Source organism: Sphaerisporangium krabiense (genome assembly GCF_014200435.1).
In the GTDB taxonomy this organism is placed as follows: domain Bacteria; phylum Actinomycetota; class Actinomycetes; order Streptosporangiales; family Streptosporangiaceae; genus Sphaerisporangium; species Sphaerisporangium krabiense.
Genome location: NZ_JACHBR010000001.1, coordinates 1,648,059 through 1,667,222 on the forward strand (window position 1 = coordinate 1,648,059; position 19,164 = coordinate 1,667,222).

The window sequence follows — 19,164 nt, forward strand, 5'->3', positions numbered from 1 at the left end:
TCTTGCGCGGCGCGTCGCCGCGCATGAAGGAGTGATCAAGTGTCGAGACTGCGCATCGTGGTGACCGTCGTCGCCCTGGCGGTGGCGGGGGCTTTGGCAGTGATCCTGCCGACGTCCCCGGCGTCCGCGGCGGCGTGTGCCACACCCTGGTCGTCCTCGCAGGTGTACACCGGCGGGATGATCGCGTCCTACAACAGCCACAACTGGCAGGCCAAGTGGTGGACGCAGAACGAGAAGCCCGGTACCGCGGCCGTCTGGACCGACCAGGGCACCTGCACGGGCGGTGGCAACCCCACCCCGACGCCCACGCCGAGCGGTCCCACCGACTCGTGCCTCTTCCCGAACTGGGTCGCGGGCCGCGCCTACGTCACCGGCGACATCGTCAGGTACACCAACGGCCGCAACTACCGGGCCACGCACGACAACCCGGGCTACGACCCGACGGTCAGCACCTGGTACTGGGAGCCCTACACCTGCACGGGTCCCACCCCGACGGCCACGCCGACGCCGACCCCGACCGGGCCCGCCGGCGCGTTCGTGGTCACCGAGGCGCAGTTCAACCAGATGTTCCCGAGCCGGAACCCGTTCTACACCTACAACGGGCTCGTGGCGGCGCTGCGCGCCTACCCCGCCTTCGCCAACACGGGAAGTGACACGGTCAAGAAGCAGGAGGCGGCTGCCTTCCTGGCCAACGTCAACCACGAGACCGGCGGGCTGGTGTACATCGTCGAGCAGAACACGGCGAACTACCCGCACTACTGCGACGCGACCCAGCCGTACGGCTGCCCGGCGGGTCAGGCGGCGTACTACGGCCGCGGCCCCATCCAGCTGAGCTGGAACTTCAACTACAAGGCCGCGGGCGACGCGCTCGGCATCGACCTGCTCCGCAACCCCAACCTGGTGCAGACCGACGCCTCCGTCGCCTGGCAGACCGGCATCTGGTACTGGATGACGCAGAACGGCCCCGGCACGATGACCGCGCACAACGCGATGGTCAACGGCGCGGGCTTCGGCGAGACGATCCGCAGCATCAACGGCGCCCTGGAGTGCAACGGCGGGAACCCCGCCCAGGTCCAGAGCCGGATCAACGCCTACACCCGCTTCGCCGGCATCCTCGGCGTCACCCCCGGCAACAACCTGTCCTGCTGAACCACCTGGCGCGACGGCTCCTGACGGACGCCGTCTGACCGAAGGGGCGCGGCCCACCGGCCGCGCCCCTTCGCGTTCCGGCAGGGCCGGGGGCCCTGCCGAGACGTGTCGGATGTCAGGTCCAGCGGACCGGGAGCTTGGCCGGGCCGCTCATGAGGTGGTCGGATCTGCGGGGGATCCGGTCGGCGGGCACGGCGAGGCGCAGGTCGGGGAGTTCGCCGGTCAGCAGGGTCATCGCGGTGACGAGTTCGATGTGGCCGAGGTGGCGGCCGATGCAGTGGTGGACGCCGTGGCCGAAGCTCAGGTGCCGGTGGGACGCGCGGGTGAAGTCCATGCGGAGCGGGTCGGAGAACACCCGGGGGTCGTGGTTGGCGGCGTCGTGCGACGGGATCACCACGTCGCCGGGCCGCAGGACGGCCCCGCTGGGCAGGACGACGTCGCGCAGCACCCGGCGCGGCATGTCGTCGGCGGCCGAGGTGGAGAACATGCGTTCCATCTCGGTGACCGCTCCGGGGACGGCCTCGGGGTACGCGGTCAGGTAGGCGTACGCCGTGGCGTGGTCGTCGTAGGGCTGGGTGAGCAGCACCTCGGTGTAGGTGGCGATGGAGGTGGCGACGGCTTCCCATCCGCCGACGAGCAACGCGATGGGCAGCTTGATCAGGTGGTCGGGAGGCAGGGAGCCGGCGGCCGTCGCGATCCTGGACAGCAGGTCGGGACCCGGTTCCCGGTGCCGCTGTTCGATGAGCGTCGCGAAGTACCCGGCCAGCGCGACCCGGGCCGCGTGCGCGTCCTCCCGCGTGGCGGTGCTGGTGGCCAGGAACGGCTGCACCCACTGGCGGAACCGCGGCCGGTCCGCCGTGGGCAGGCCCAGCAGGTCGGTGATCGTGTTCAGGGCGAACGGCAGGGCGAACGCCTCGATGAGGTCGGCCGAGTCGCCGGCGGCGGTCATCGACCGCAGCCGCGCGCGGGCCTTTTCCTCCATGGTGTGGCGCATCCGGCCCACCGCGTTCGGGGTGAACACGCCCTTGACGACGTCGCGGACCGCGGCGTGTTCCTCGCCGTCCAGGCCGAGCAGGGTGCCTCCGAGGTCGACCTCGTCGACGTCCAGGGCGGCCTGCCGGGAGAAGGTGCGCTGGTCCCGCATGACCTCGACCACGTCGTCGTACCGGGTGATCAGTTTGGCGTGGGTGCCGTTGGCCCGGACGATGTCGGTGACCCCTGTGCCGGTTTCCCGGAGCCGGTGGTACAGCGGGTTCTTGAAGAGGCCGTCCTGGCCGAACGGGTGGTCGACCGGCGTGACGCCGCTTGGAGAGGCAGTGGTCACGGACGGCTCCGTTTCTCCAGGTGATGCGGCTGTCGTCTGATCTTGCTCTTTCGGTCTTAACATCCCGGATGCCTCGTGTCACCCTCCGGAGGTGGTGGTGACCCCCGCTTCGCGGCCGGTGGTCCACGCGCGCCCGGCGCGGTCCTGCCTTTTCACCGTCGTTGGCTCCCAAAAGTCATCGGATCACACGCAATGCGATAGTCGGGACAGATGGGAATGTAAATGACGTAGTGGTGGTTCGGTGTATGCGGTGGGGCCTGCCCTGCGTCAGCACGTGCCCGCCCTGATGTCGACGCCGAGCGGGTAGGGGGACCTTGCACGTGACGACCACCACATCCCGGAGCGTCGGCCTCAGATCCGATCGCGGGCCCGTGCTCGCGGCGATCATGCTGTGCACCGGGCTCGTCGCGATCGACAGCACGATCATCGCCACGGCGGTCCCCTCCATGGTCAGCGACCTCGGCGGGTTCTCCCAGTTCCCCTGGCTGTTCTCGATCTACCTGCTCACCCAGGCCGTCACCGTGCCGCTGTACGGCAAGCTCGCCGACACCTTCGGGCGCAAGCCGGTGATGTTCTTCGGCATCGCGGCCTTCCTGCTCGGGTCGGCGCTGTGCGGGTTCGCCTGGAGCATGCCCGCGCTCATCGCGTTCCGCGCCATCCAGGGCATCGGCGCGGGCGCCATCCAGCCGATGAGCGTCACCATGGTCGGCGACCTGTACTCGCTGGAGGAACGCGCCCGCGTGCAGGGGTACGTGGCCAGCGTCTGGGGCGTCTCCGCGGTGATCGGGCCCACGCTCGGCGGCGTGTTCTCCGAGTACGTGAACTGGCGCTGGATCTTCTTCATCAACCTGCCGCTCGGCGCCGTCGCCGTCTGGGCGCTCGCCACCCGCTTCAAGGAGCGGGTCGAGCGCAGCAGCCACCGCGTCGACTACCTCGGCGCGACGCTGCTCACCGCCGGGTCGTCCCTGCTGATCCTGGGCCTGCTGGAAGGCGACGTCGCCTGGAGCTGGACCTCGGCGCCGAGCCTCGTCATCTTCGCGGCGGGGATCCTGTTCATCGCCGCGTTCCTGCTGGTCGAACGCCGGGCCGCGGAGCCGATCCTCCCGCTGTGGGTGTTCCGCAGGCGCACGCTGGTCGGCGGCAACCTCGTCGGCCTGTGCATCGGCGCCCTGATGATCGGCCTCAGCTCGTACGTGCCGACCTTCGCCCAGGGCGTCCTCGGCACGGGCGCGCTGGTCGCCGGGTTCGTGCTGGCCGCGCTGAGCGTCGGCTGGCCCCTGGCCGCGACGTTCTCCGGACGCCTCTACATGCGCATCGGCTTCCGCGACACCGCGTTCATCGGCGGCGGACTGGCCCTCGCGGGCGCGGTCCTGTGCGCGCTGCTCGGCTCACGGGCGCCCTTGTGGCAGGTCGCGGTGGCCTGCTTCATCGTCGGCGCCGGGCTCGGCCTGCTGTCGAGCCCGGCCATCGTCGCCGTCCAGTCGTCGGTCGGCTGGGAACGGCGCGGCGTCGTCACCGCGACCAACATGTTCTGCCGCTCCATCGGCAGCTCGGTGGGCGCGGCCGTCCTCGGCGCGATCTCCAACGGCACCCTGAACGACCGCTTCTCCCACCCGCCCGCCGCCGTCGCGGGCGAGATGCCGAACAGCCTGGACGCGACGGCCCTCGTGCTCGGCAGCCAGGGCTCGGGCACGAGCCCCGGCGCCGCGGCCTACGTGCGCCAGGCCCTGTACGACGCCTCCCACCACGTGTTCCTCGCCGTGGTCGTGGTCGCCGTCCTCGCCGTGGGCGCGCTGGTCCTCCTTCCTCGCCGCGCCGAGGAGCTCAGCTTCGACTGAGCCGGGGCCGTCAGCCGTCCCGGCCCGGGGGCGGGCCGAGCGGCGCCTCGTCGCTGTCCTTCAGCGTGCACGGCGCCACCGGTCCGGTGGAGAGACCGGCCCAGATGCCCGCCATCGTCTCGTCCTCCGAGACGCTGAACTCCAGCACCGCGGTCTGGCCGGGCTTGACCGCCGTGGGATCGATGCGGAACACCGCGGGATAGTCGGTCTCGGGCGGCCACACGACCAGCGGGTGCCCGTCCGCCGGGTTCCTGACCTCCTCGCGCGACAGGAAGTGCTCGCTGCGGGGCTGCGGCGTGCAGCGCTTGCCCATCGGGATGTAGTCGACGACCGCGTTGACGCCCATGTCCCGCAGCGTGGCCTCCAGCACTTTGGGGTCCTTGGCCTGGTTGACGCTGATGGTGAGCGTCCCGTCGTCGTTCCTGGACACGGCGTTGGCCGGTGCGCCCCCGCCGAGCAGGGCGGGCACGGCGACCACCGCCGCGGCGGCCGCCGCCAGCGCGGTGGCGAGCAGCGCGGGGCGGCGCGCCCGCCGCAGCGGATGGTCGGACCTGCGGGCTTCGGTCATCACGAACTCCTTCAGCAGCCGGTGCCGGTCGCCGGGGAGCCGAGGTTCCACGTCGAGCGGCAGCAGCCGGGCCAGCTCTTCGCGATCGCCTGCGTTCATCGGTGGCGCTCCTTCGGGGACCGGACCGCGATGTCGCGGTCACCTTCTTCCTGTCGCGACGCGGACGGCCGTTGCCGCTCGGCGGCCAAACTCTCGAGCCTTCCCCGCGCACGGGACAGGCGGGACCTGACCGTGCCGACGGCCACGCCCAGCGCCTCGGCGGCCTCGGCGTGGTCGAGCCCGGACCACACGCACAACGCGAAGACCTCGCGTTCGCCGCGGCGCAGCGACCCGTACGCCTCCCGGACGGCGGCCAGCCGCTCGGCGGCGTCGATGCGGGCGGCGATCTCGTCGGCGAAGTCGGGGACGGGAGCGGCGGCGGGCATCCTGGCCAGCGCGTCGTCGTGCCGGCGGGCGGCCCTGCGCACGTTGCGCGCCACGTTGGTGGCGATGCCCAGCACCCATGGCCGCAGCGAGCCGCCCTCGGCGTCGATCTTGAGCCGTAGCCGCCACGCTTCGAGGAACGTCAGCGCCATCACGTCCTCGGCGGTGGACCAATTCCCCGTCAACCGGTACGCGTGGCCGTACACCGGGCGCGCCAGCTCGTCGAAAAGCTCGGCGAACGCCTCGGCGTCTCCATCACGTATTCGGGCACGTATCGACATATCCACATTTAGACACTGTCCGCAGCTTCCCCGCCGTTGCCTGGGCGACGGGGATGCGAAGTCGAGCGCCACGCCGGCTTCCCGGAGGACGACCCCCCGCGGCCGTCCGAGGTACGGGAAGCCGGCGTGGACCGGTCAGGCGGTGACCTCCGTGCGGCCGGATCGACGGGCCGAGAGGAGTCCGTCGACGCCATAGCGGCCGCCGCCCAGCAGGGCGAGGGCCAGGCTGCCCGCGCCGAGCGCGAGCACGAGCTCGAACCCGCCGTCGGTCACGAAGACGCCGTGGCCGACGTGGACGAACAGGAACGCGCCCGCCATGTCGAGGAACAGCAGCAGGCCCGCGATCGGAAGGCCGAGGCCGACGATGAGGGCCAGTCCACCGAGGAGCTCGACCCAGGTGGCGTACACCGCCGAGACGGTGGGCAGCGGCGCGTTCATCTGCTCGAACATGGCGACGGTGGCCGAGTGGCCCATGGTGCTGAGCTTCTGCCACCCGTGGGCGACGAAGATGACGCCCAGAGCCAGGCGCAGCAGGAGGAGACCGAGATGGGACAGGTATGGATAGCGTCGGTTGAGGTTCATTGACCCTCCGCGAGGTGTTCAGCGGGCTGACCGGGCCGATGATACTGAGATCGTATATGATTTCAAGCCTAAGTAGTTGACGATTGCATATATCTACGGCGCAAGCATCTGGATCACTCCCGCGGCCCCCCGGGCCCGGGTAGCGGACGTCGCCGCGACCGGCCAAAACCGTCCACAGACTTCCCCGTCGCCCGCACCCACGGCCGGGAGCGGGGAACGGTCATCTCATGGAGCTGTTTCCGGCGATGCCGTTGGACGAGTGGCGGGCCACCAAGGAGACCCTGCACCGGTTCGCGCAGGTCGTGGGCAAGGTGCGGCTGGCGGCGGGGGTGCGGCGCAACCACTGGTGGAACGCGCCGTTCCACCTGACGGGGCGAGGGCTGACCACGCGGCCCATGGGACAGGTGGACGGGAACCCGATCTTCACCATCGACTTCGACTTCGTCGGCCACCAACTGCGGGTGGCGACCGTCGACGGCCGGGAGGTGTCCTTCCCGCTGTACGGGAAGTCGGTGGCGGCGTTCTACGCCGAGACCATGCGGACGCTGGAGGAGCTGGGGGTGCGTGTCGAGATCGAGATCCCCCATCCGTTCGACCTGCCGGACGCGCGGCGGCCGTTCGCCGAGGACGTCGAGCACGCGGCCTACGACCCGGTCATGGCGACCAGGTACTGGCAGGTGCTCAGCCAGGTGAACCTGGTGCTGGAGGAGTTCGCGGCCGGCTTCTCCGGCAAGGTCAGCCCGGTCCACCACTTCTGGCACACCTTCGACATCGCCTGCACGCGGTTCTCCGCGCGGGAGATCGACCAGCCGCCCGAGACCGACCCGGTGACCCGCGAGGCGTACTCGCGGGAGGTGATCAGCTCGGGGTTCTGGTTCGGCGACGACGACTTCCCCGAGCCCGCCTTCTACTCCTACACGGCCCCCGAGCCGGAGGGGCTGGCCGAGGAGCCGCTGCGCCCGGACGCGGCGCGGTGGGTGGAGCAGCGCGGCAGCCACCTCGCCGTGCTGCGCTACGCCGACGCCCGCGCCACGCCGTACCCGCGCGTGGCCGTGCTGGACTTCTACGAGAGCGCCTACCTGGCCGGGGCGCGGCGGGCGGGGTGGGACGCCGCCCGGCTGGCCTGCCCCGGCGGTGTCACCGACCCCGTGCTGAGCGGCTGACGCATGGCCGCGCCCTCTCCCGGGACAGGAGAGGGCGCCAGGGTTCGCGGAGGGTCAGCCCGTGCGCTCGACGCGGCCTTCGAGCTGGACCAGGCCGGCGACGTCGATGGCGATGTGGGCGGCGCCGACCTCACCGCGGTCGCAACGCGGCTGGTCGAGCTCGACGTAGACGCCGGACCTCTCCCCGAAGGTGATGGCGGCCGCGCCGGAGGCGAAGCGGTAGGACTGCGGGGGCGCGGACTTCCTGGCCAGCCGCAGGACGACCTCGGGCCCCTCGAAGGTGACGGTCACCTCGGCGGCGCCGCCGTCGGAGGTCGCGTTCACCTTGCCCGCGTACCGGGCGTCCCCGCGGTCGACCCACGCGCGGAGGCGGTCGCCGCAGCGGGCGGAGGCGGCCTGGCCGGGGCCGTCGTGGGCCTGGGAGGTCGCGGCCGTCGCCGCGGGCGTCAGGAACGGCGTCAGGGCGAGAACGCCGGCCACGGCGAGGACCGCCGTGCGTGCGGGCATGCGGGACATCGGGTTCCTTTCATCAGGGGACGCTGCCCGTCTCTTCCCGGCCACGCCGCGGCCGGGAAGAGACGACGGAACCCAATCAAATCCAGTGCCCCCGAGTATTCAACGGCGACTCCGGGTTATGACTCCAGGTCTTTCCGTTCTTGGCCGGTACGGCCCTCGGAAATGGCCGTTCCATGACGCGAGGCCCCGGCACGGCATATGAATCCGTAAAAGCACCGGCGAGTGAGAATATGGCGGGCTATCCCCGGACCGGGACCCGCGCGTGGGTGAGCAGCGACAGGTTCTGGGGAAGCAGCGCGTCCGTCCTCTCCCAGAGCGCGGGGTCGATCGCGTCGCGCTGGAAGGCGTGCCCGACGACCTCCAGGCCGTGCTCCCCCAGGACGGCCGTGGCCTCGTCCGGACCGAGGAAGGTCAGCCACGGCTCGCCCCCCTGCGCCGACACCTGCGCGACCGCCTCCGCGTACGCCCGGCCCTCCTCGTCCCGAAGGGACTCGGGGAGCATCCACTCGACCACGAGCTCGGTGCCGGGGGCCAGGCCGCCGAGGACGGCCAGGGTGTGCCCGATGGCCTCGCGGGTCAGGTACATCGTGACGCCGAGCCAGCTCACCAGGGCGGGCGCCGCGGGGTCGAAGCCCTCGCCCGTGAGGCGTTCCGCCAGGTCGTCGCGCTCGAAGTCGACGGGGACGAAGGCGACCGTGCCGGGGTCGGGGACGCCCGCCCCGTCGAGCGCGCGGCGCTTCCACCGCTGGGTCGCCGGGTGGTCCACCTCGAACACGCGCACCGGTCCGTCCTTCCCGGCGCGGTAGGCGTAGGAGTCCAGGCCCGCGCCGAGGATGACGTACTGGCCGATCCCGCGGCCCACGGCCTCGGCCAGGCGGTCCTCGGTGTACCGGCTCCGGGTGAGGGCGGCCGTCCGCGCGCCCCTGAGGACGAGGTGCTCGCCGTGCGCGCGGTGGTAGCCGATCAGGTCGTCGGCCTGCTCGCCGAGCAGGGGGTACGCCAGGGTGTCCGCGAAGATCGGGGGCCGGCCGTCGACGACCAGATGCGCCGCCCGGGCGGCGGCGGACATGAGCGCGGTACGGCTGACTTCTTCATCGTTTTTCACGTTGAGAGACACTACCGGGCGTTTCTGACATCATATCACGAAATAAAATCTTTTCGAATGCCCAGGCAATCACGATCCGGCAACAATCGCCGGGTCGCCGAGATCCAAAAGAGGCCCGGCAATACCACATGAATGCCGATATCCGATCCATTCATCTTCTGGCCGCCCTGTCAACGCCCCCGCCGCCCCCGCCCCTCCGGCGACGCGGCACGCCGTCCCCGCCCGCGCGATCCCAGCGGACCGCGCCACCGGTGGCGTCCATCTCCGAGACGAGCGGCGAGTTCGGGGTGGCGATGGGCATGGCCGCCATGGGCAGCCTGGCCACCTTCGTCCACCGCACCGGCCTCGACGGCGACCTGCCCGCGGGGCTGCCCGGGGACGCGGCGAGCGCGGCCCGCGAGGGCCTCACCGCCGCGGTGGCCACCGCCGAGCACCTGGCGGGCCGGCTCGGCGCCGAGCTGCTCGACAGCGCGCGCACCGCCTTCACCGGCGGCCTGAACGCGGTCGCCCTCACCGGGGCCGTCGTCTTCCTCACCCTGGCCGTGGCCGCCGCCCTGATCCTGCGCGACACCGCGGCGCGGGACGGAGCGGCAGGGGACTAGGTCTTGCTCAGCCGCCCGGCCAGCCGCTCACGCTGGGGAACCACGGTGTAGCGCGGGTCCTCGGTCGAGGCGACGCCCGCGGAGAAGACGCCGAGCCGGATGCACGCCGACGCGGCCATGAGCGCCGCGCCGGACAGGACGGCCACCGCCCGGCCGCCGTGCCGCCCGGACAGCGCGGCGCCCGTGGCCCCGGCGAGCGCGAGCGCCTCCCCGGTCCGCATGAGGACGCCGGCCCGCCCGCGCTCGTACGCCTCGCCGACCATGCCCATGCGGCGGCGCATCAGGCGGCCCGCGACGAGCTCCAGGGCGGTGCCGAGGACCGCCGCGCGGCGCGCGGGGCCGTTCTCGGCGGCCGGTGTCGCGATGAGGGCGCTGCCCGCGGCGGTGGAAGTGGCCGATCCGGCGAACAGGAACGGCATCTCGCGGTACCCCTCGTGCCACGCGGGCGCGGCCGTGTCGCTGATCAGCACGGCCGTGTACGTCGTCACCGCCGGGCCGAGCACCGCGGCGCCGTAGCAGGCCGCGCGGCCGGCCAGCGGGAACCTGCCGGTGACGTCGGTGAGCAGGCTGACGCCCGCCAGAGGCGCGTAGGCGGCGAGCAGCCAGGAGCCGACGCTCATCGGCGAGGTGGGCTTGAAGGTCCTGAGCATGTGCAGGAAGCGGCTCGGGCGTCCGAGGTCCTCCACCAGCGCGGCCAGCGAGAGGCCGATGCCCGCGAACGCCGCCGCCTTGCCGGCGCGGGCGAGCCGCGGGCGGCCGGTGAGCTGCCCGCCCGCCGCGAACACCGACGAGGCCCCGGCCAGCCCGCCGAGGTACAGGTACCCGCCGATGGTGGCGGCCTCCCAGGTCGGCGGCTTCAGGATGCGCCGCCCGTAGTAGGAGTCGTAGTGGTCCGCCGAGGCCGTCGCCCGGCCGTCGACCCGGTCCCGCGTGGTCATCTCGCTCCGTTCCTCACTGGGGCCGAAACCGCGCCGAGATCGCGCCGGGGGCTGTGCCGCCTGGACGCGCCGCGAGGACGCGCCGCCGCGCGCACGCCCGTCACCGTCCCGCGGCGAAGGCGGTGATGATGCCGGCCGCGACGGTCAGGGCCGCCAGGGCCATGTGGCGCCACATCGCGGGCAGGTCGCGGGTGGTGTCCTTCGGCGCGGGGGGCAGGCCGTACACCTCGGGCTCGTCCAGCAGCAGGAAGAACGCGCCGTTCCCGCGCACGCCGTCGTCCGGGTCGTGGCCGTAGAGGCGCGCGTCGGTGACTCCCTCCCGGTGGAGGGTCTGGACGCGCGCGGTGGCCCGGTCGAGCAGGTCGCTCAGCTCCCCGTACTGGATGGACTCGGTCGGGCACGCCTTGGCGCACGCCGGGACCATCCCCTCGCCGATGCGGTCGTAGCAGAGCGTGCACTTCCAGGCCAGCCCGTCGCTCTCCCGCTTGTCGATCACCCCGTACGGGCAGGCGGACACGCAGTAGCCGCACCCGTTGCAGATGTCGGCCTGCACGACGACCGTGCCGAACTCGGTGCGGAACAGCGAGCCGGTGGGGCAGACGTCCAGGCAGGCGGCGTCGGTGCAGTGCTTGCACACGTCGGAGGCCATGAGCCAGCGGTGGTCGCTGGTCTGCTCCCCCGCCGACGGCCTGCGCACCGGCTTGCGCTGCTCGATGAACGCCACGTGCCGCCACGTGGACGCCGAGAGCTGCTCGGTGTTGTCGAAGGACAGGCCGGTGAGCTGGAAGGGCGGATCGGGCGGGAGCCGGTTCCACTCCTTGCAGGCCACCTCGCACGCCTTGCAGCCGATGCAGATGGAGGTGTCGGTGAAGAAGCCCATCCGCGGCGGATGCTCGGAGTATCCGGTCTCCTCCTGGACCTCGGGCAGCCTCGGGGCCGCGGATCGCACGCTCACGCCGGGCCTCCCTCGGGTCGTGGCGGCATGTCAGACCTCCTGACGGGTCGGCTCGGCGATGCCCGCCCGGCGGCGGAACGTCTCCACCAGCCGGTTCAGGCCGGGCCCGCGCGGCCGGCGGCCCGGCTGGATGTCGGCGGTGCACGCCTTGGTCTCCTGGATGTCGGCGTTCGGGTCGAGCACGATGGCCGTCAGCTCGTTGGCCGGGTCGCCGGTGGCGCACCCGCCCGGGCCCCAGTGGTACGGCAGGCCGATCTGGTGGACGACGCGGCCGTTGAGCCGCAGCGGCGGCATCCGGTCGGTCACCAGCACCCTCGCCTCGATGGCGCCCCGCGCGGTGATGATCGTCGCCCACGCGCCGTGCTCCAGCAGGCGCTCCTCGGCCAGCTCGGGCGAGACCTCGCAGAACATCTCCGGCTGCAGCTCCGACAGGTACGGCAGCCAGCGGCTCATGCCTCCGGCGGTGAAGTGCTCGGTGAGCCGGTAGGTGGTGACGACGTACGGGTAGACGGAGCTGCCGACGGGGTGGTAGCGGTTGCCCGGCCGCTCGTAGGTCAGCCGGACCGGGTTGTGCGGCCGGTTCGGGTACAGCGGGTTGCGGACGGGCGTGTCCTGCGGCTCGTAGTGCGTCGGCAGCGGGCCGTCCATGAGCCCGGCGGGCGCGTGCAGCCAGCCCTTGCCGTCCCCTTGCATGATGAACGGGTCGATCCCGGAGATCGCGGCCACGCCGCGGGCGTCCTCGGGCGGCCGGTAGCCCGGCGGCACCTCCTCGGGGAAGTCCGGGACGTCGTGCCCGGTCCACCTGCCGAGGCTCTCGTCCCACCAGACCAGGGCCTTGCGCGGGCTCCACGGGGTGCCGTCCGGCGCGGCCGACGCGCGGTTGTAGAGCTCGCGCCGGTTCAGCGGCCACGCCCAGCCCCACTCGGGCGACACCCAGCTCTGCTCGGTGTGCGGCTTGCGGCGGGCCGCCTGGTTGACCCCGTCGGCGAACACCCCGCAGTAGATCCAGCAGCCGCAGACCGTGGAGCCGTCGTCGCGCAGCTCGGTGTAGGACGACAGCGCGCGGCCGTCGGGGCCGTGCCCGTTGACCTCCCGCAGCACGGCCTCCGCGCTCGGCTCCCGCAGGGGCCCCTCGACCGGGTAGTCCCACTTCAGGTCGAGCAGCGCCCGGTCCGCAGGGTCGGTGGAGCCGGCCAGCCGCTCCTTGACCATCCGGCCGAGGTGGTACATGAACCACAGGTCGCTGCGGCAGTCGCCGCTCGGCTCGACCGCCGCGTCGTGCCACTGCAGCAGGCGGTTGGTGTTGGTGAACGTGCCGCTCTTCTCGGTGTGGGAGGCGGCGGGGAAGAAGAACACCTCGGTGGGGATCTCGGCGGTGCGCAGCTCGCCGGTCTGGATCTCCCGTCCGTCCTTCCACCAGGTGGCCGACTCGATCAGGGAGAGGTCGCGGACCACGAGCCAGTCGAGCTTGGCCATGCCGAGCCGCTGCAGCCGCGCGTTGGCCGACCCGACCGCGGGGTTCTGGCCGAACAGGAAGTAGCCGCGGCAGACGCCGTCGAGCTGGGCCATCACCGTGTCGTAGGTGCTGTGCGAGCCGGTCAGCCGGGGCAGGTGCCCGAAGCAGTAGTCGTTGTCCGCGGTGGCCGCGTCGCCGTAGTACGCCTTCAGCAGGCTGACGATGTAGGCACGCGCCTCGCTCCAGTACCCCTTCTCGGTCGAGACGATGTCGATGAACGAGTCCAGCGACTCGTCGGTGTGCGCGTACGGCATGGGGATGTAGCCGGGCAGCAGGTTGTAGAGGGTCGGGATGTCGCTGGAGCCCTGGATGCTGGCGTGGCCGCGCATGGCCATGATGCCGCCGCCCGGCCGTCCGATGTTGCCGAGCAGCAGCTGCAGGATGCTCGCGCAGCGGATGTACTGGGTGGCCACGGTGTGCTGCGTCCAGCCGACCGCGTAGGCGAACGCGCTCGTGCGGTCGGGGCCCGAGTTCGAGGTCAGCGTGTCGCAGATCCAGGCGAAGGTGTCCGGGGGGATGCCGCACGCCTCTTCCACCATCTCGGGCGTGTAGCGGGAGAAGTGCCGCTTGAGGATCTGGTAGACGCATCTGGGGTCGCTCAGCGTCTCGTCCCACTCGGGATGCGCCATGACGGGCGCGCCGCCGGAGCCGTGCGCCTCGCTCCTGCCCGGGACGTGGTACTCGGTGTGGTGGATGCGGCGGCCGACGGCGGCCTGCATCGGCGATCCCTTGTAGTGCCAGCTGCTGACGTCGTAGGCCCGCTTCTCGGGGTCGTAGCCGGAGAAGACGCCGTCGAGGTCCTCGGTGTCCTGGAACTCGTCGGAGACGATCGTGGCGGCGTTGGTGTAGTTCAGCACGTACTCGCGGAAGTCCTTGCCCTCCGTGAGCACGTGGTTGATGATCGCGCCGAGGAAGACGATGTCGCTGCCCGGCCGGATCGGGACGTGCTTGTCGGCCAGGGCGCTGGTGCGGCTGAAGTGCGGGTCGACGTGGATCACCGTGGCGCCGCGCAGCTTGGCCTCCATCACCCACTGGAAGCCGACCGGATGCGACTCGGCGAAGTTGGAGCCCTCGATGATGATGCAGTCGGAGTGCTGCAGGTCCTGCATGTAGGTGGTCGAGCCGCCCCGGCCGAAGGAGGTGCCGAGCCCGGTGACCGTCGAGCTGTGGCAGACCCGGGCCTGGTTCTCCACCTGGACGACGCCGAGCCCGGTCAGCAGCTTCTTGATGAGGTAGTTCTCCTCGTTGTCGAGCGTCGCGCCGCCGAGGCTCGCGATGCCCATCGTCCTCGCCACGCGCCGGCCGTCGTCGTACTCCTGCCAGGTCTCGCGGCGGGTCCGCACGACCCGGTCGGCGACCATCTCCATGGCCGTGTCCAGGTCGAGCCGTTCCCACTCGGCGCCGTACGGGCGGCGGTACAGGACGGAGTGCTCGCGGCCGGGGCCGGTGGTGAGCTGGAGCGACGCCGAGCCCTTCGGGCACAGGCGGCCCCTGCTGATCGGCGAGTCGACGTCGCCCTCGATCTGGACGACCTTCTCGTCCTTGACGTAGACCTTCTGGGCGCACCCGACGGCGCAGTACGGGCAGACGGAGTTCACCACGCGGTCGGCGGTGGCGATGCGGGAGCGCAGCTCGTCGGTCTCGCGGGAGCGCACGGACGCCCCGAGGCCGCACCGGTCGGGGCCGGTGAGCTGCCGCAGCACCGGCCATCTGCCGACGAACCCGAAGACACCCATGTCGCCCCCCGTCCGGGTACTCCGTGGGGGGCGTACTTCTTCCTGCCCGTACCTCCCCGTCCGGGAGGGACTCCAATCGCGGATCCTTTCCGGACGGCCGCCGGCCTATCCGCGCGGCGCCCCGTAGGGGTCGGCGCCGTCGGCGATGGCGGACACCAGCGCGGCCAGGTGCTCCTGCGCGGCGGCGTGCAGGCCGCCGCCGAAGCTCACCCGGGCCACCCCCAGCGACGCCAGCTCGGCGATCGAGGGCACGCCCGGCCGGTACAGGATGTTGACCGGGCCGCCGACGCCGGTCACGAGCTCCCGGATCGTCTCGGTGTCCGAGACCAGGATCGGGTACACGCAGTCGGCGCCCGCCTCCAGGTACGCGCGCCCGCGCGCCACCGCGTCGGCCAGCCGTTCCTCCGGCGTCCCCGTGCCGTGGACGAAGCTGTCGACCCTGGCGTTGATCACCAGGCCGGCGCCCGCGGCGGCCCGGACGGCGGCGAGGAAGCGGGTCTGCTCGTCCACCTCCACCATCGCGCCGGTACGCGGGTCGGAGTCCTCCAGGTTCACCCCGGAAACGCCCGCGGCGGCGATCCGCTCGGCGAACTCCGCAGGCGCCAACCCGTACCCGCGCTCCATGTCGGCGGTCACCGGCACCGGTACCGCCGCGGCGACCCGGGCCACCTGGGCCAGCGCCTCGGCGGCGGGCGTCGCCTCGCCGTCCTCGTACCCGAGGACGGCCGCCACCGCCGCGCTGCTGGTGGCCACGGCGGGGAACCCCGCCGCCGCGACCGTGCGCGCGGAGGCGGCGTCCCAGATGTTCGGCAGTACCAGCGGGCGCCCGGGGACGTGCAGTTCCCTGAGCCTCGCCCGCTTGGCGGCGATCGCGCCGTCGCTCCCGTCCACGGCCCGCGCCCGGCCGCCGTCCTGCTCCTCGGCCATCACGCCCTCCCCTCGTCCATGCGCGCCGCCCCCGTGGCGGCCATCAGGCGTCCGGCGTGTACTCGCCGGGGACCAGGCGCGAGGTCACGCCGATGCGGTTCCACGCGTTGATCACCGTGATCGCCCAGATCAGTTTGCCCAATTCCTCCTCGGTGAAGTGCTCGGCCGCGCGGGCGAACACCTCGTCGTCCACCCCGCCGCCGGGCAGCCGGGTCGCCGCCTCGGTCAGTTCCAGGGCGGCGCGCTCGCGCGGGGTGAAGAACGGCGTCTCATGCCACACCGCCAGCGCGTGGAGGCGCTGCTCGCGCTCGCCGCCGGCGCGGGCGTCCAGGGTGTGCATGTCGACGCAGTAGGCGCAGCCGTTGATCTGGGAGGCGCGGATCCGCACCAGTTCGAGCAGCGGGCGCTCCAGGCCCGAGCGGGCGACGGCGCCGTCCAGGGCGATCATCGCCCGGTAGATGTCCGGCGTCAGGTCGCTCAGGGAGATGCGCGGGGCGGGCATAGGGGTCGCGGCCTGGCCGCTGGTCGTCGTCGTTGTCATGTCGGTCAACGTTAGGAAACGGACTGGCCCGGCGGTAAGGTCCAGTTTCGTGTCGAGATTTCGGGCCACTTTGGGACTCGACCTGTACGTCGAGATCGACCCGGCGGCCGGCCGCCGCACCGGGCTCGAATACGCGCTGCGCGCCGCGATCCGCGAGGGGCGGCTCGCCCCGGGCAGCCGCCTGCCGTCCACCCGGGCCCTGGCCGCCGAGGCCGGGCTGTCGCGCAACACGGTCGGCGCCGCCTACGACCAGCTCATCGCCGAGGGGTACCTCACCGCGCGCCGGGGCTCCGGCACCTCGGTCGCCGGCGTCGGCGCGGGCGCCCCCGACGCGCCCGGCGGGGCCGACGCCGCGGCCGCGCCCGCGCACGACCTGCGGCCGGGGCGGCCGGACGTGACGGCGTTCCCCGCGGCGGCGTGGACGCGGGCCACCCGGCGGGTGCTGAACCGCGTCTCCCCCTCGGCGTACGGCTACGGCGACCCGCGCGGCGCGCCCGAGCTGCGCGCGGCGCTGGCCGGCTACCTGGGCCGCACCCGGGGCGTGCAGGCCACGCCCGAGCGGATCGTCGTCACCGCGGGCGCCGTCCAGGCCCTCGCGCTGCTGGCGCGGGTGCTCGGCACGGCGGTCGCGATGGAGGACCCCGGGCTGCCGTTCCACCGCGAGGTCGTGCGCAGGGCCGGGGCCCGGGTGCTGCCCCTGCCGGTGGACGCCCACGGGGCCCGCGCCGACCTGATCGGCGCGGAGGCGGGCGCGGTCGTGGTCACGCCCGCGCACCAGTACCCCACGGGCGTCACGCTGCACCCGGCGCGGCGGCACGCCCTCGTGGAGTGGGCGCGCGGCGGCGGGCTGGTGATCGAGGACGACTACGACGGCGAGTTCCGCTACGACCGGCAGCCGGTCGGCGCCCTGCAGGGCATGGCGCCCGGCCACGTCGCCTACCTCGGCACCGCGTCCAAGACGCTGGCCCCCGGGCTGCGCCTGGCCTGGCTCGTGCTGCCGCCGCACCTGGTCGGGCCGGTCGTGGACGCCAAGCTCCACGCCGACCACCACACCGAGACGCTCGGCCAGCTCGTCCTCGCCGACCTGGTGACCGGGCACGTCTACGACCGGCACGTGCGCGCCTGCCGGCTGCGCTACCGGCGCCGCCGCGACCTGCTCGTGGCCCGCCTGGGGCCCGCCGCCGTCCACGGGGTGGCCGCCGGGCTGCACGCGCTGATCACGCCGGCGCACGAGGACGAGGCCGAGGCGCTGGCCCGGTGCGCGGCGCACGGCGTGGCCGTCGAGGCGCTCGGCCCGCACTGGCACGACGCCGGTCCGTACGAGGGACGCCCGCACGGCGTCATCGCCGGGTACGGCACCCCGCCCGAGCACGCCTACCCGACCGCCCTGGACGCGCTCGCCGCCGCCCTGCGGCCGTGAGACGCTCCGGGACCCCGCGACCTGGGCCCCGGAGCGGGTTTCCGCGGGTCAGCCCACGTCGAGCTTCTGCGGCGCCGAGGGCTCGGCGCCGTTCACGGTGCCGTTCGCGGTGCCGTTCACGTTCGGCGGGGTGGACCCCGACAGCAGGGAGCGGGCCAGGCCGAGGCCCGTGCCGCCGAGCGTCAGCGCCTTGGCCAGCATCTCCTCGATACCCTGCGCGCCGTTGAGCACCACCATGTGGTCGACGTTGCCGAACGCCTTCGAGCCGGCCTCGACGATCGCGGGCCAGTTCTCGGCGAGCTGCTGGGCGATGACGGCCTCCTGGTTCTCGGCGAGGGCCTGCGAGCGGGCCCGGATGGCCTCGGCCTCGGCCAGACCCTTGGCCTTCGCCGCCTCGGCCTCGGCCAGACCCCTCGCCTTGGCGGCCTCGGCCTCCGCCAGACCGCGGGCCTGCGCCGCCGCGGCCTCGCCCTCACCGGTGGCGCGGGAGGCCGCGCCCGCCGCCTCGGCGCGCAGCCGGACCGACTCGGCGTCCGCGGCGGCGGCCTGCTTGACCTGGGACGCCTGCGCGGCGGCGCGCAGCTCGGTCTCCCTTGCCTCGGCCTCGGCCTGGGCGATGCGCGCGTCGCGCTCGGCCTGCGACAACGTCACCGTCTCGTACGCCTTGGCGTCGGCGGGCTTGCGGACCTGCGACTGCAACCGCTGCTCGGAGAGCTGGGCCTCCAGCTCGGCGGCCCGGGTCTCCTGGACGACGACCTCCTGGCGCGCGGTGGCCTCCGACAGCGGCCCGGCCTGGCGGGCCTTGGCGGCGGCCTGGTCCACCTCGGCCTGGTAGCCGGCCTGCTGGATCTGCGACTCGCGGACGGCCGCGGCCTTCTTGGCGGCGGCGACCTGCTCGGCCTCGGTCGCCTCCTGGTCGCGCTGGGCCTCGGCGATGCGCGCGGCGGCGGCGACCCTGGCGGCGTGCGGCTTGCCGATGTTGAGGATGTAGCCGGTCTCGTCGTCGATCTCCTGGATCTGGAGGGAGTCGACGACCAGGCCGAGCTTGCTCATCTCGTCGGCGGCGCTGCTGCGGGTCTCACCGGTGAGGCGCTCGCGGTTGAGGATGAGGTCCTCGACGGTGAGGTTGCCGATGATCGAGCGCAGGTGGCCGGTGAACAGCTCGTGGATCGCGCCGCTCATGCTGTCCTGCTGGTCGAGGAACCGGCGCGCGGCGTTGGCGATCGAGCTGAAGTCGTCGCCGACCTTGTAGATGATGACGCCGCGCACCTGGACCGGGATGCCCTGCTGGGTGACGCAGTTGACCTGCAGGTTGGTGGCGCGGCTGTCCAGCCGGAGCCGCCGCGCGGTCTGGAATCCCGGCAGGACGGCGGTGCCCTTACCCGTGACGATCTTGAAGCCGAGACTCTCGGCCAGCTCGTTCCTGGAGCGCGCGCCGAGACCCGAGATGATCAGCGCCTCGTTGGGCTCGGCGACCCTCCAGACGGCCTTGAACAGCAGGACGACGACAAAGAACAGGACCAGGATTCCGCCGGCCCAGAAGACCAGCTCCGTGGTGGTCAATGAGACCTCCGAGATGA

The 19,164-nt window shown here is 72.6% G+C and carries 17 protein-coding genes; 5 read left to right on the top strand and 12 right to left on the bottom strand.

The annotated features are described in order from the left end of the window. The first annotated feature begins 39 nt into the window (after positions 1 to 39). On the top strand, positions 40 to 1,149 hold the full coding sequence (locus BJ981_RS07105; RefSeq protein WP_184609132.1) for a glycoside hydrolase family 19 protein: 1,110 nt from the start codon (positions 40 to 42) through the stop codon (positions 1,147 to 1,149). Positions 1,150 to 1,264: 115 nt separating this feature from the next. Here BJ981_RS07105 and BJ981_RS39060 read toward each other — a convergent pair whose 3' ends face one another. Further along, entirely contained in the window at positions 1,265 to 2,473 is a 1,209-nt protein-coding gene (locus BJ981_RS39060; RefSeq protein WP_184609134.1) for a cytochrome P450, read from the bottom strand. A 320-nt stretch (positions 2,474 to 2,793) separates the two neighbouring features. Between BJ981_RS39060 and BJ981_RS07115 the strand changes: the two genes are divergently transcribed. Next, complete coding sequence (locus tag BJ981_RS07115; RefSeq protein ID WP_221314667.1) at positions 2,794 to 4,311, top strand: MDR family MFS transporter; 1,518 nt, start codon at positions 2,794 to 2,796, stop codon at positions 4,309 to 4,311. A gap of 10 nt (positions 4,312 to 4,321) precedes the next feature. On the opposite strand, the gene BJ981_RS07120 is transcribed toward BJ981_RS07115, so the two are convergent. The 3 genes from BJ981_RS07120 to BJ981_RS07130 all read right to left on the bottom strand — a co-directional run bounded on the left by BJ981_RS07120 (position 4,322) and on the right by BJ981_RS07130 (position 6,165). Then, positions 4,322 to 4,978, bottom strand: a complete 657-nt coding sequence (locus BJ981_RS07120; protein WP_184609136.1) for a hypothetical protein — start codon at positions 4,976 to 4,978, stop codon at positions 4,322 to 4,324. Then, entirely contained in the window at positions 4,975 to 5,583 is a 609-nt protein-coding gene (locus tag BJ981_RS07125) for an RNA polymerase sigma factor (protein ID WP_184609137.1), read from the bottom strand. Before BJ981_RS07125 ends, BJ981_RS07120 begins: the two co-directional genes overlap by 4 nt. A gap of 135 nt (positions 5,584 to 5,718) precedes the next feature. Further along, on the bottom strand, positions 5,719 to 6,165 hold the full coding sequence (locus BJ981_RS07130; RefSeq protein ID WP_184609139.1) for a DoxX family protein: 447 nt from the start codon (positions 6,163 to 6,165) through the stop codon (positions 5,719 to 5,721). Between the two features lie 227 nt (positions 6,166 to 6,392). Between BJ981_RS07130 and BJ981_RS07135 the strand changes: the two genes are divergently transcribed. After that, positions 6,393 to 7,328, top strand: coding sequence for a DUF5996 family protein (locus BJ981_RS07135; protein WP_184609141.1), 936 nt, complete (start codon positions 6,393 to 6,395; stop codon positions 7,326 to 7,328). Between the two features lie 54 nt (positions 7,329 to 7,382). On the opposite strand, the gene BJ981_RS07140 is transcribed toward BJ981_RS07135, so the two are convergent. Both BJ981_RS07140 and BJ981_RS07145 read right to left on the bottom strand, forming a co-directional pair. After that, positions 7,383 to 7,835, bottom strand: a complete 453-nt coding sequence (locus BJ981_RS07140; protein ID WP_184609143.1) for a hypothetical protein — start codon at positions 7,833 to 7,835, stop codon at positions 7,383 to 7,385. A 247-nt stretch (positions 7,836 to 8,082) separates the two neighbouring features. Beyond that, positions 8,083 to 8,949, bottom strand: coding sequence for a class I SAM-dependent methyltransferase (locus tag BJ981_RS07145; protein ID WP_239139315.1), 867 nt, complete (start codon positions 8,947 to 8,949; stop codon positions 8,083 to 8,085). Between the two features lie 251 nt (positions 8,950 to 9,200). Here BJ981_RS07145 and BJ981_RS07150 point away from each other — a divergent pair, with 251 nt between their 5' ends. Beyond that, positions 9,201 to 9,551, top strand: coding sequence for a hypothetical protein (locus BJ981_RS07150; RefSeq protein ID WP_184609145.1), 351 nt, complete (start codon positions 9,201 to 9,203; stop codon positions 9,549 to 9,551). Here the strand turns inward: BJ981_RS07150 and nrfD are convergent. The 5 genes from nrfD to BJ981_RS07175 form a co-directional block, all read right to left on the bottom strand. Continuing rightward, positions 9,548 to 10,489 (bottom strand): NrfD/PsrC family molybdoenzyme membrane anchor subunit, encoded by a 942-nt coding sequence (nrfD, locus tag BJ981_RS07155; protein ID WP_184609146.1) that lies wholly within the window; start codon positions 10,487 to 10,489, stop codon positions 9,548 to 9,550. The two genes, BJ981_RS07150 and nrfD, sit on opposite strands and share 4 nt — an antisense overlap. A 100-nt stretch (positions 10,490 to 10,589) precedes the next feature. Beyond that, positions 10,590 to 11,369: a 4Fe-4S dicluster domain-containing protein gene (locus tag BJ981_RS07160; protein WP_184615755.1), complete on the bottom strand. Its 780-nt coding sequence runs from the start codon at positions 11,367 to 11,369 to the stop codon at positions 10,590 to 10,592. A gap of 105 nt (positions 11,370 to 11,474) precedes the next feature. After that, entirely contained in the window at positions 11,475 to 14,696 is a 3,222-nt protein-coding gene (gene fdh / locus BJ981_RS07165; RefSeq protein ID WP_184609148.1) for a formate dehydrogenase, read from the bottom strand. A 105-nt stretch (positions 14,697 to 14,801) separates the two neighbouring features. Then, positions 14,802 to 15,623 (bottom strand): isocitrate lyase/PEP mutase family protein, encoded by an 822-nt coding sequence (locus BJ981_RS07170; RefSeq protein WP_184609150.1) that lies wholly within the window; start codon positions 15,621 to 15,623, stop codon positions 14,802 to 14,804. Positions 15,624 to 15,666: 43 nt separating this feature from the next. Beyond that, positions 15,667 to 16,164 (bottom strand): carboxymuconolactone decarboxylase family protein, encoded by a 498-nt coding sequence (locus BJ981_RS07175; protein ID WP_239139314.1) that lies wholly within the window; start codon positions 16,162 to 16,164, stop codon positions 15,667 to 15,669. A gap of 49 nt (positions 16,165 to 16,213) precedes the next feature. Here BJ981_RS07175 and pdxR point away from each other — a divergent pair, with 49 nt between their 5' ends. Continuing rightward, entirely contained in the window at positions 16,214 to 17,584 is a 1,371-nt protein-coding gene (pdxR, locus tag BJ981_RS07180; RefSeq protein WP_184609152.1) for a MocR-like pyridoxine biosynthesis transcription factor PdxR, read from the top strand. A gap of 48 nt (positions 17,585 to 17,632) precedes the next feature. Here pdxR and BJ981_RS07185 read toward each other — a convergent pair whose 3' ends face one another. Next, positions 17,633 to 19,147 (bottom strand): SPFH domain-containing protein, encoded by a 1,515-nt coding sequence (locus tag BJ981_RS07185; protein WP_239139313.1) that lies wholly within the window; start codon positions 19,145 to 19,147, stop codon positions 17,633 to 17,635. Between the last annotated feature and the right edge of the window lie 17 nt (positions 19,148 to 19,164).

What these genes read in the sequence shown, in the direction of transcription:
- BJ981_RS07120 (WP_184609136.1), bottom strand. Translation starts at nt 4,978, where the DNA reads ATGAACGCAGGCGATCGCGAAGAGCTGGCCCGGCTGCTGCCGCTCGAC.
- BJ981_RS07125 (WP_184609137.1), bottom strand. Translation starts at nt 5,583, where the DNA reads ATGTCGATACGTGCCCGAATACGTGATGGAGACGCCGAGGCGTTCGCC.
- BJ981_RS07130 (WP_184609139.1), bottom strand. Translation starts at nt 6,165, where the DNA reads ATGAACCTCAACCGACGCTATCCATACCTGTCCCATCTCGGTCTCCTC.
- BJ981_RS07135 (WP_184609141.1), top strand. Translation starts at nt 6,393, where the DNA reads ATGGAGCTGTTTCCGGCGATGCCGTTGGACGAGTGGCGGGCCACCAAG.
- BJ981_RS07140 (WP_184609143.1), bottom strand. Translation starts at nt 7,835, where the DNA reads ATGCCCGCACGCACGGCGGTCCTCGCCGTGGCCGGCGTTCTCGCCCTG.
- nrfD (WP_184609146.1), bottom strand. Translation starts at nt 10,489, where the DNA reads ATGACCACGCGGGACCGGGTCGACGGCCGGGCGACGGCCTCGGCGGAC.
- BJ981_RS07160 (WP_184615755.1), bottom strand. Translation starts at nt 11,369, where the DNA reads ATGGGCTTCTTCACCGACACCTCCATCTGCATCGGCTGCAAGGCGTGC.
- fdh (WP_184609148.1), bottom strand. Translation starts at nt 14,696, where the DNA reads ATGGGTGTCTTCGGGTTCGTCGGCAGATGGCCGGTGCTGCGGCAGCTC.
- BJ981_RS07170 (WP_184609150.1), bottom strand. Translation starts at nt 15,623, where the DNA reads ATGGCCGAGGAGCAGGACGGCGGCCGGGCGCGGGCCGTGGACGGGAGC.
- BJ981_RS07175 (WP_239139314.1), bottom strand. Translation starts at nt 16,164, where the DNA reads ATGACAACGACGACGACCAGCGGCCAGGCCGCGACCCCTATGCCCGCC.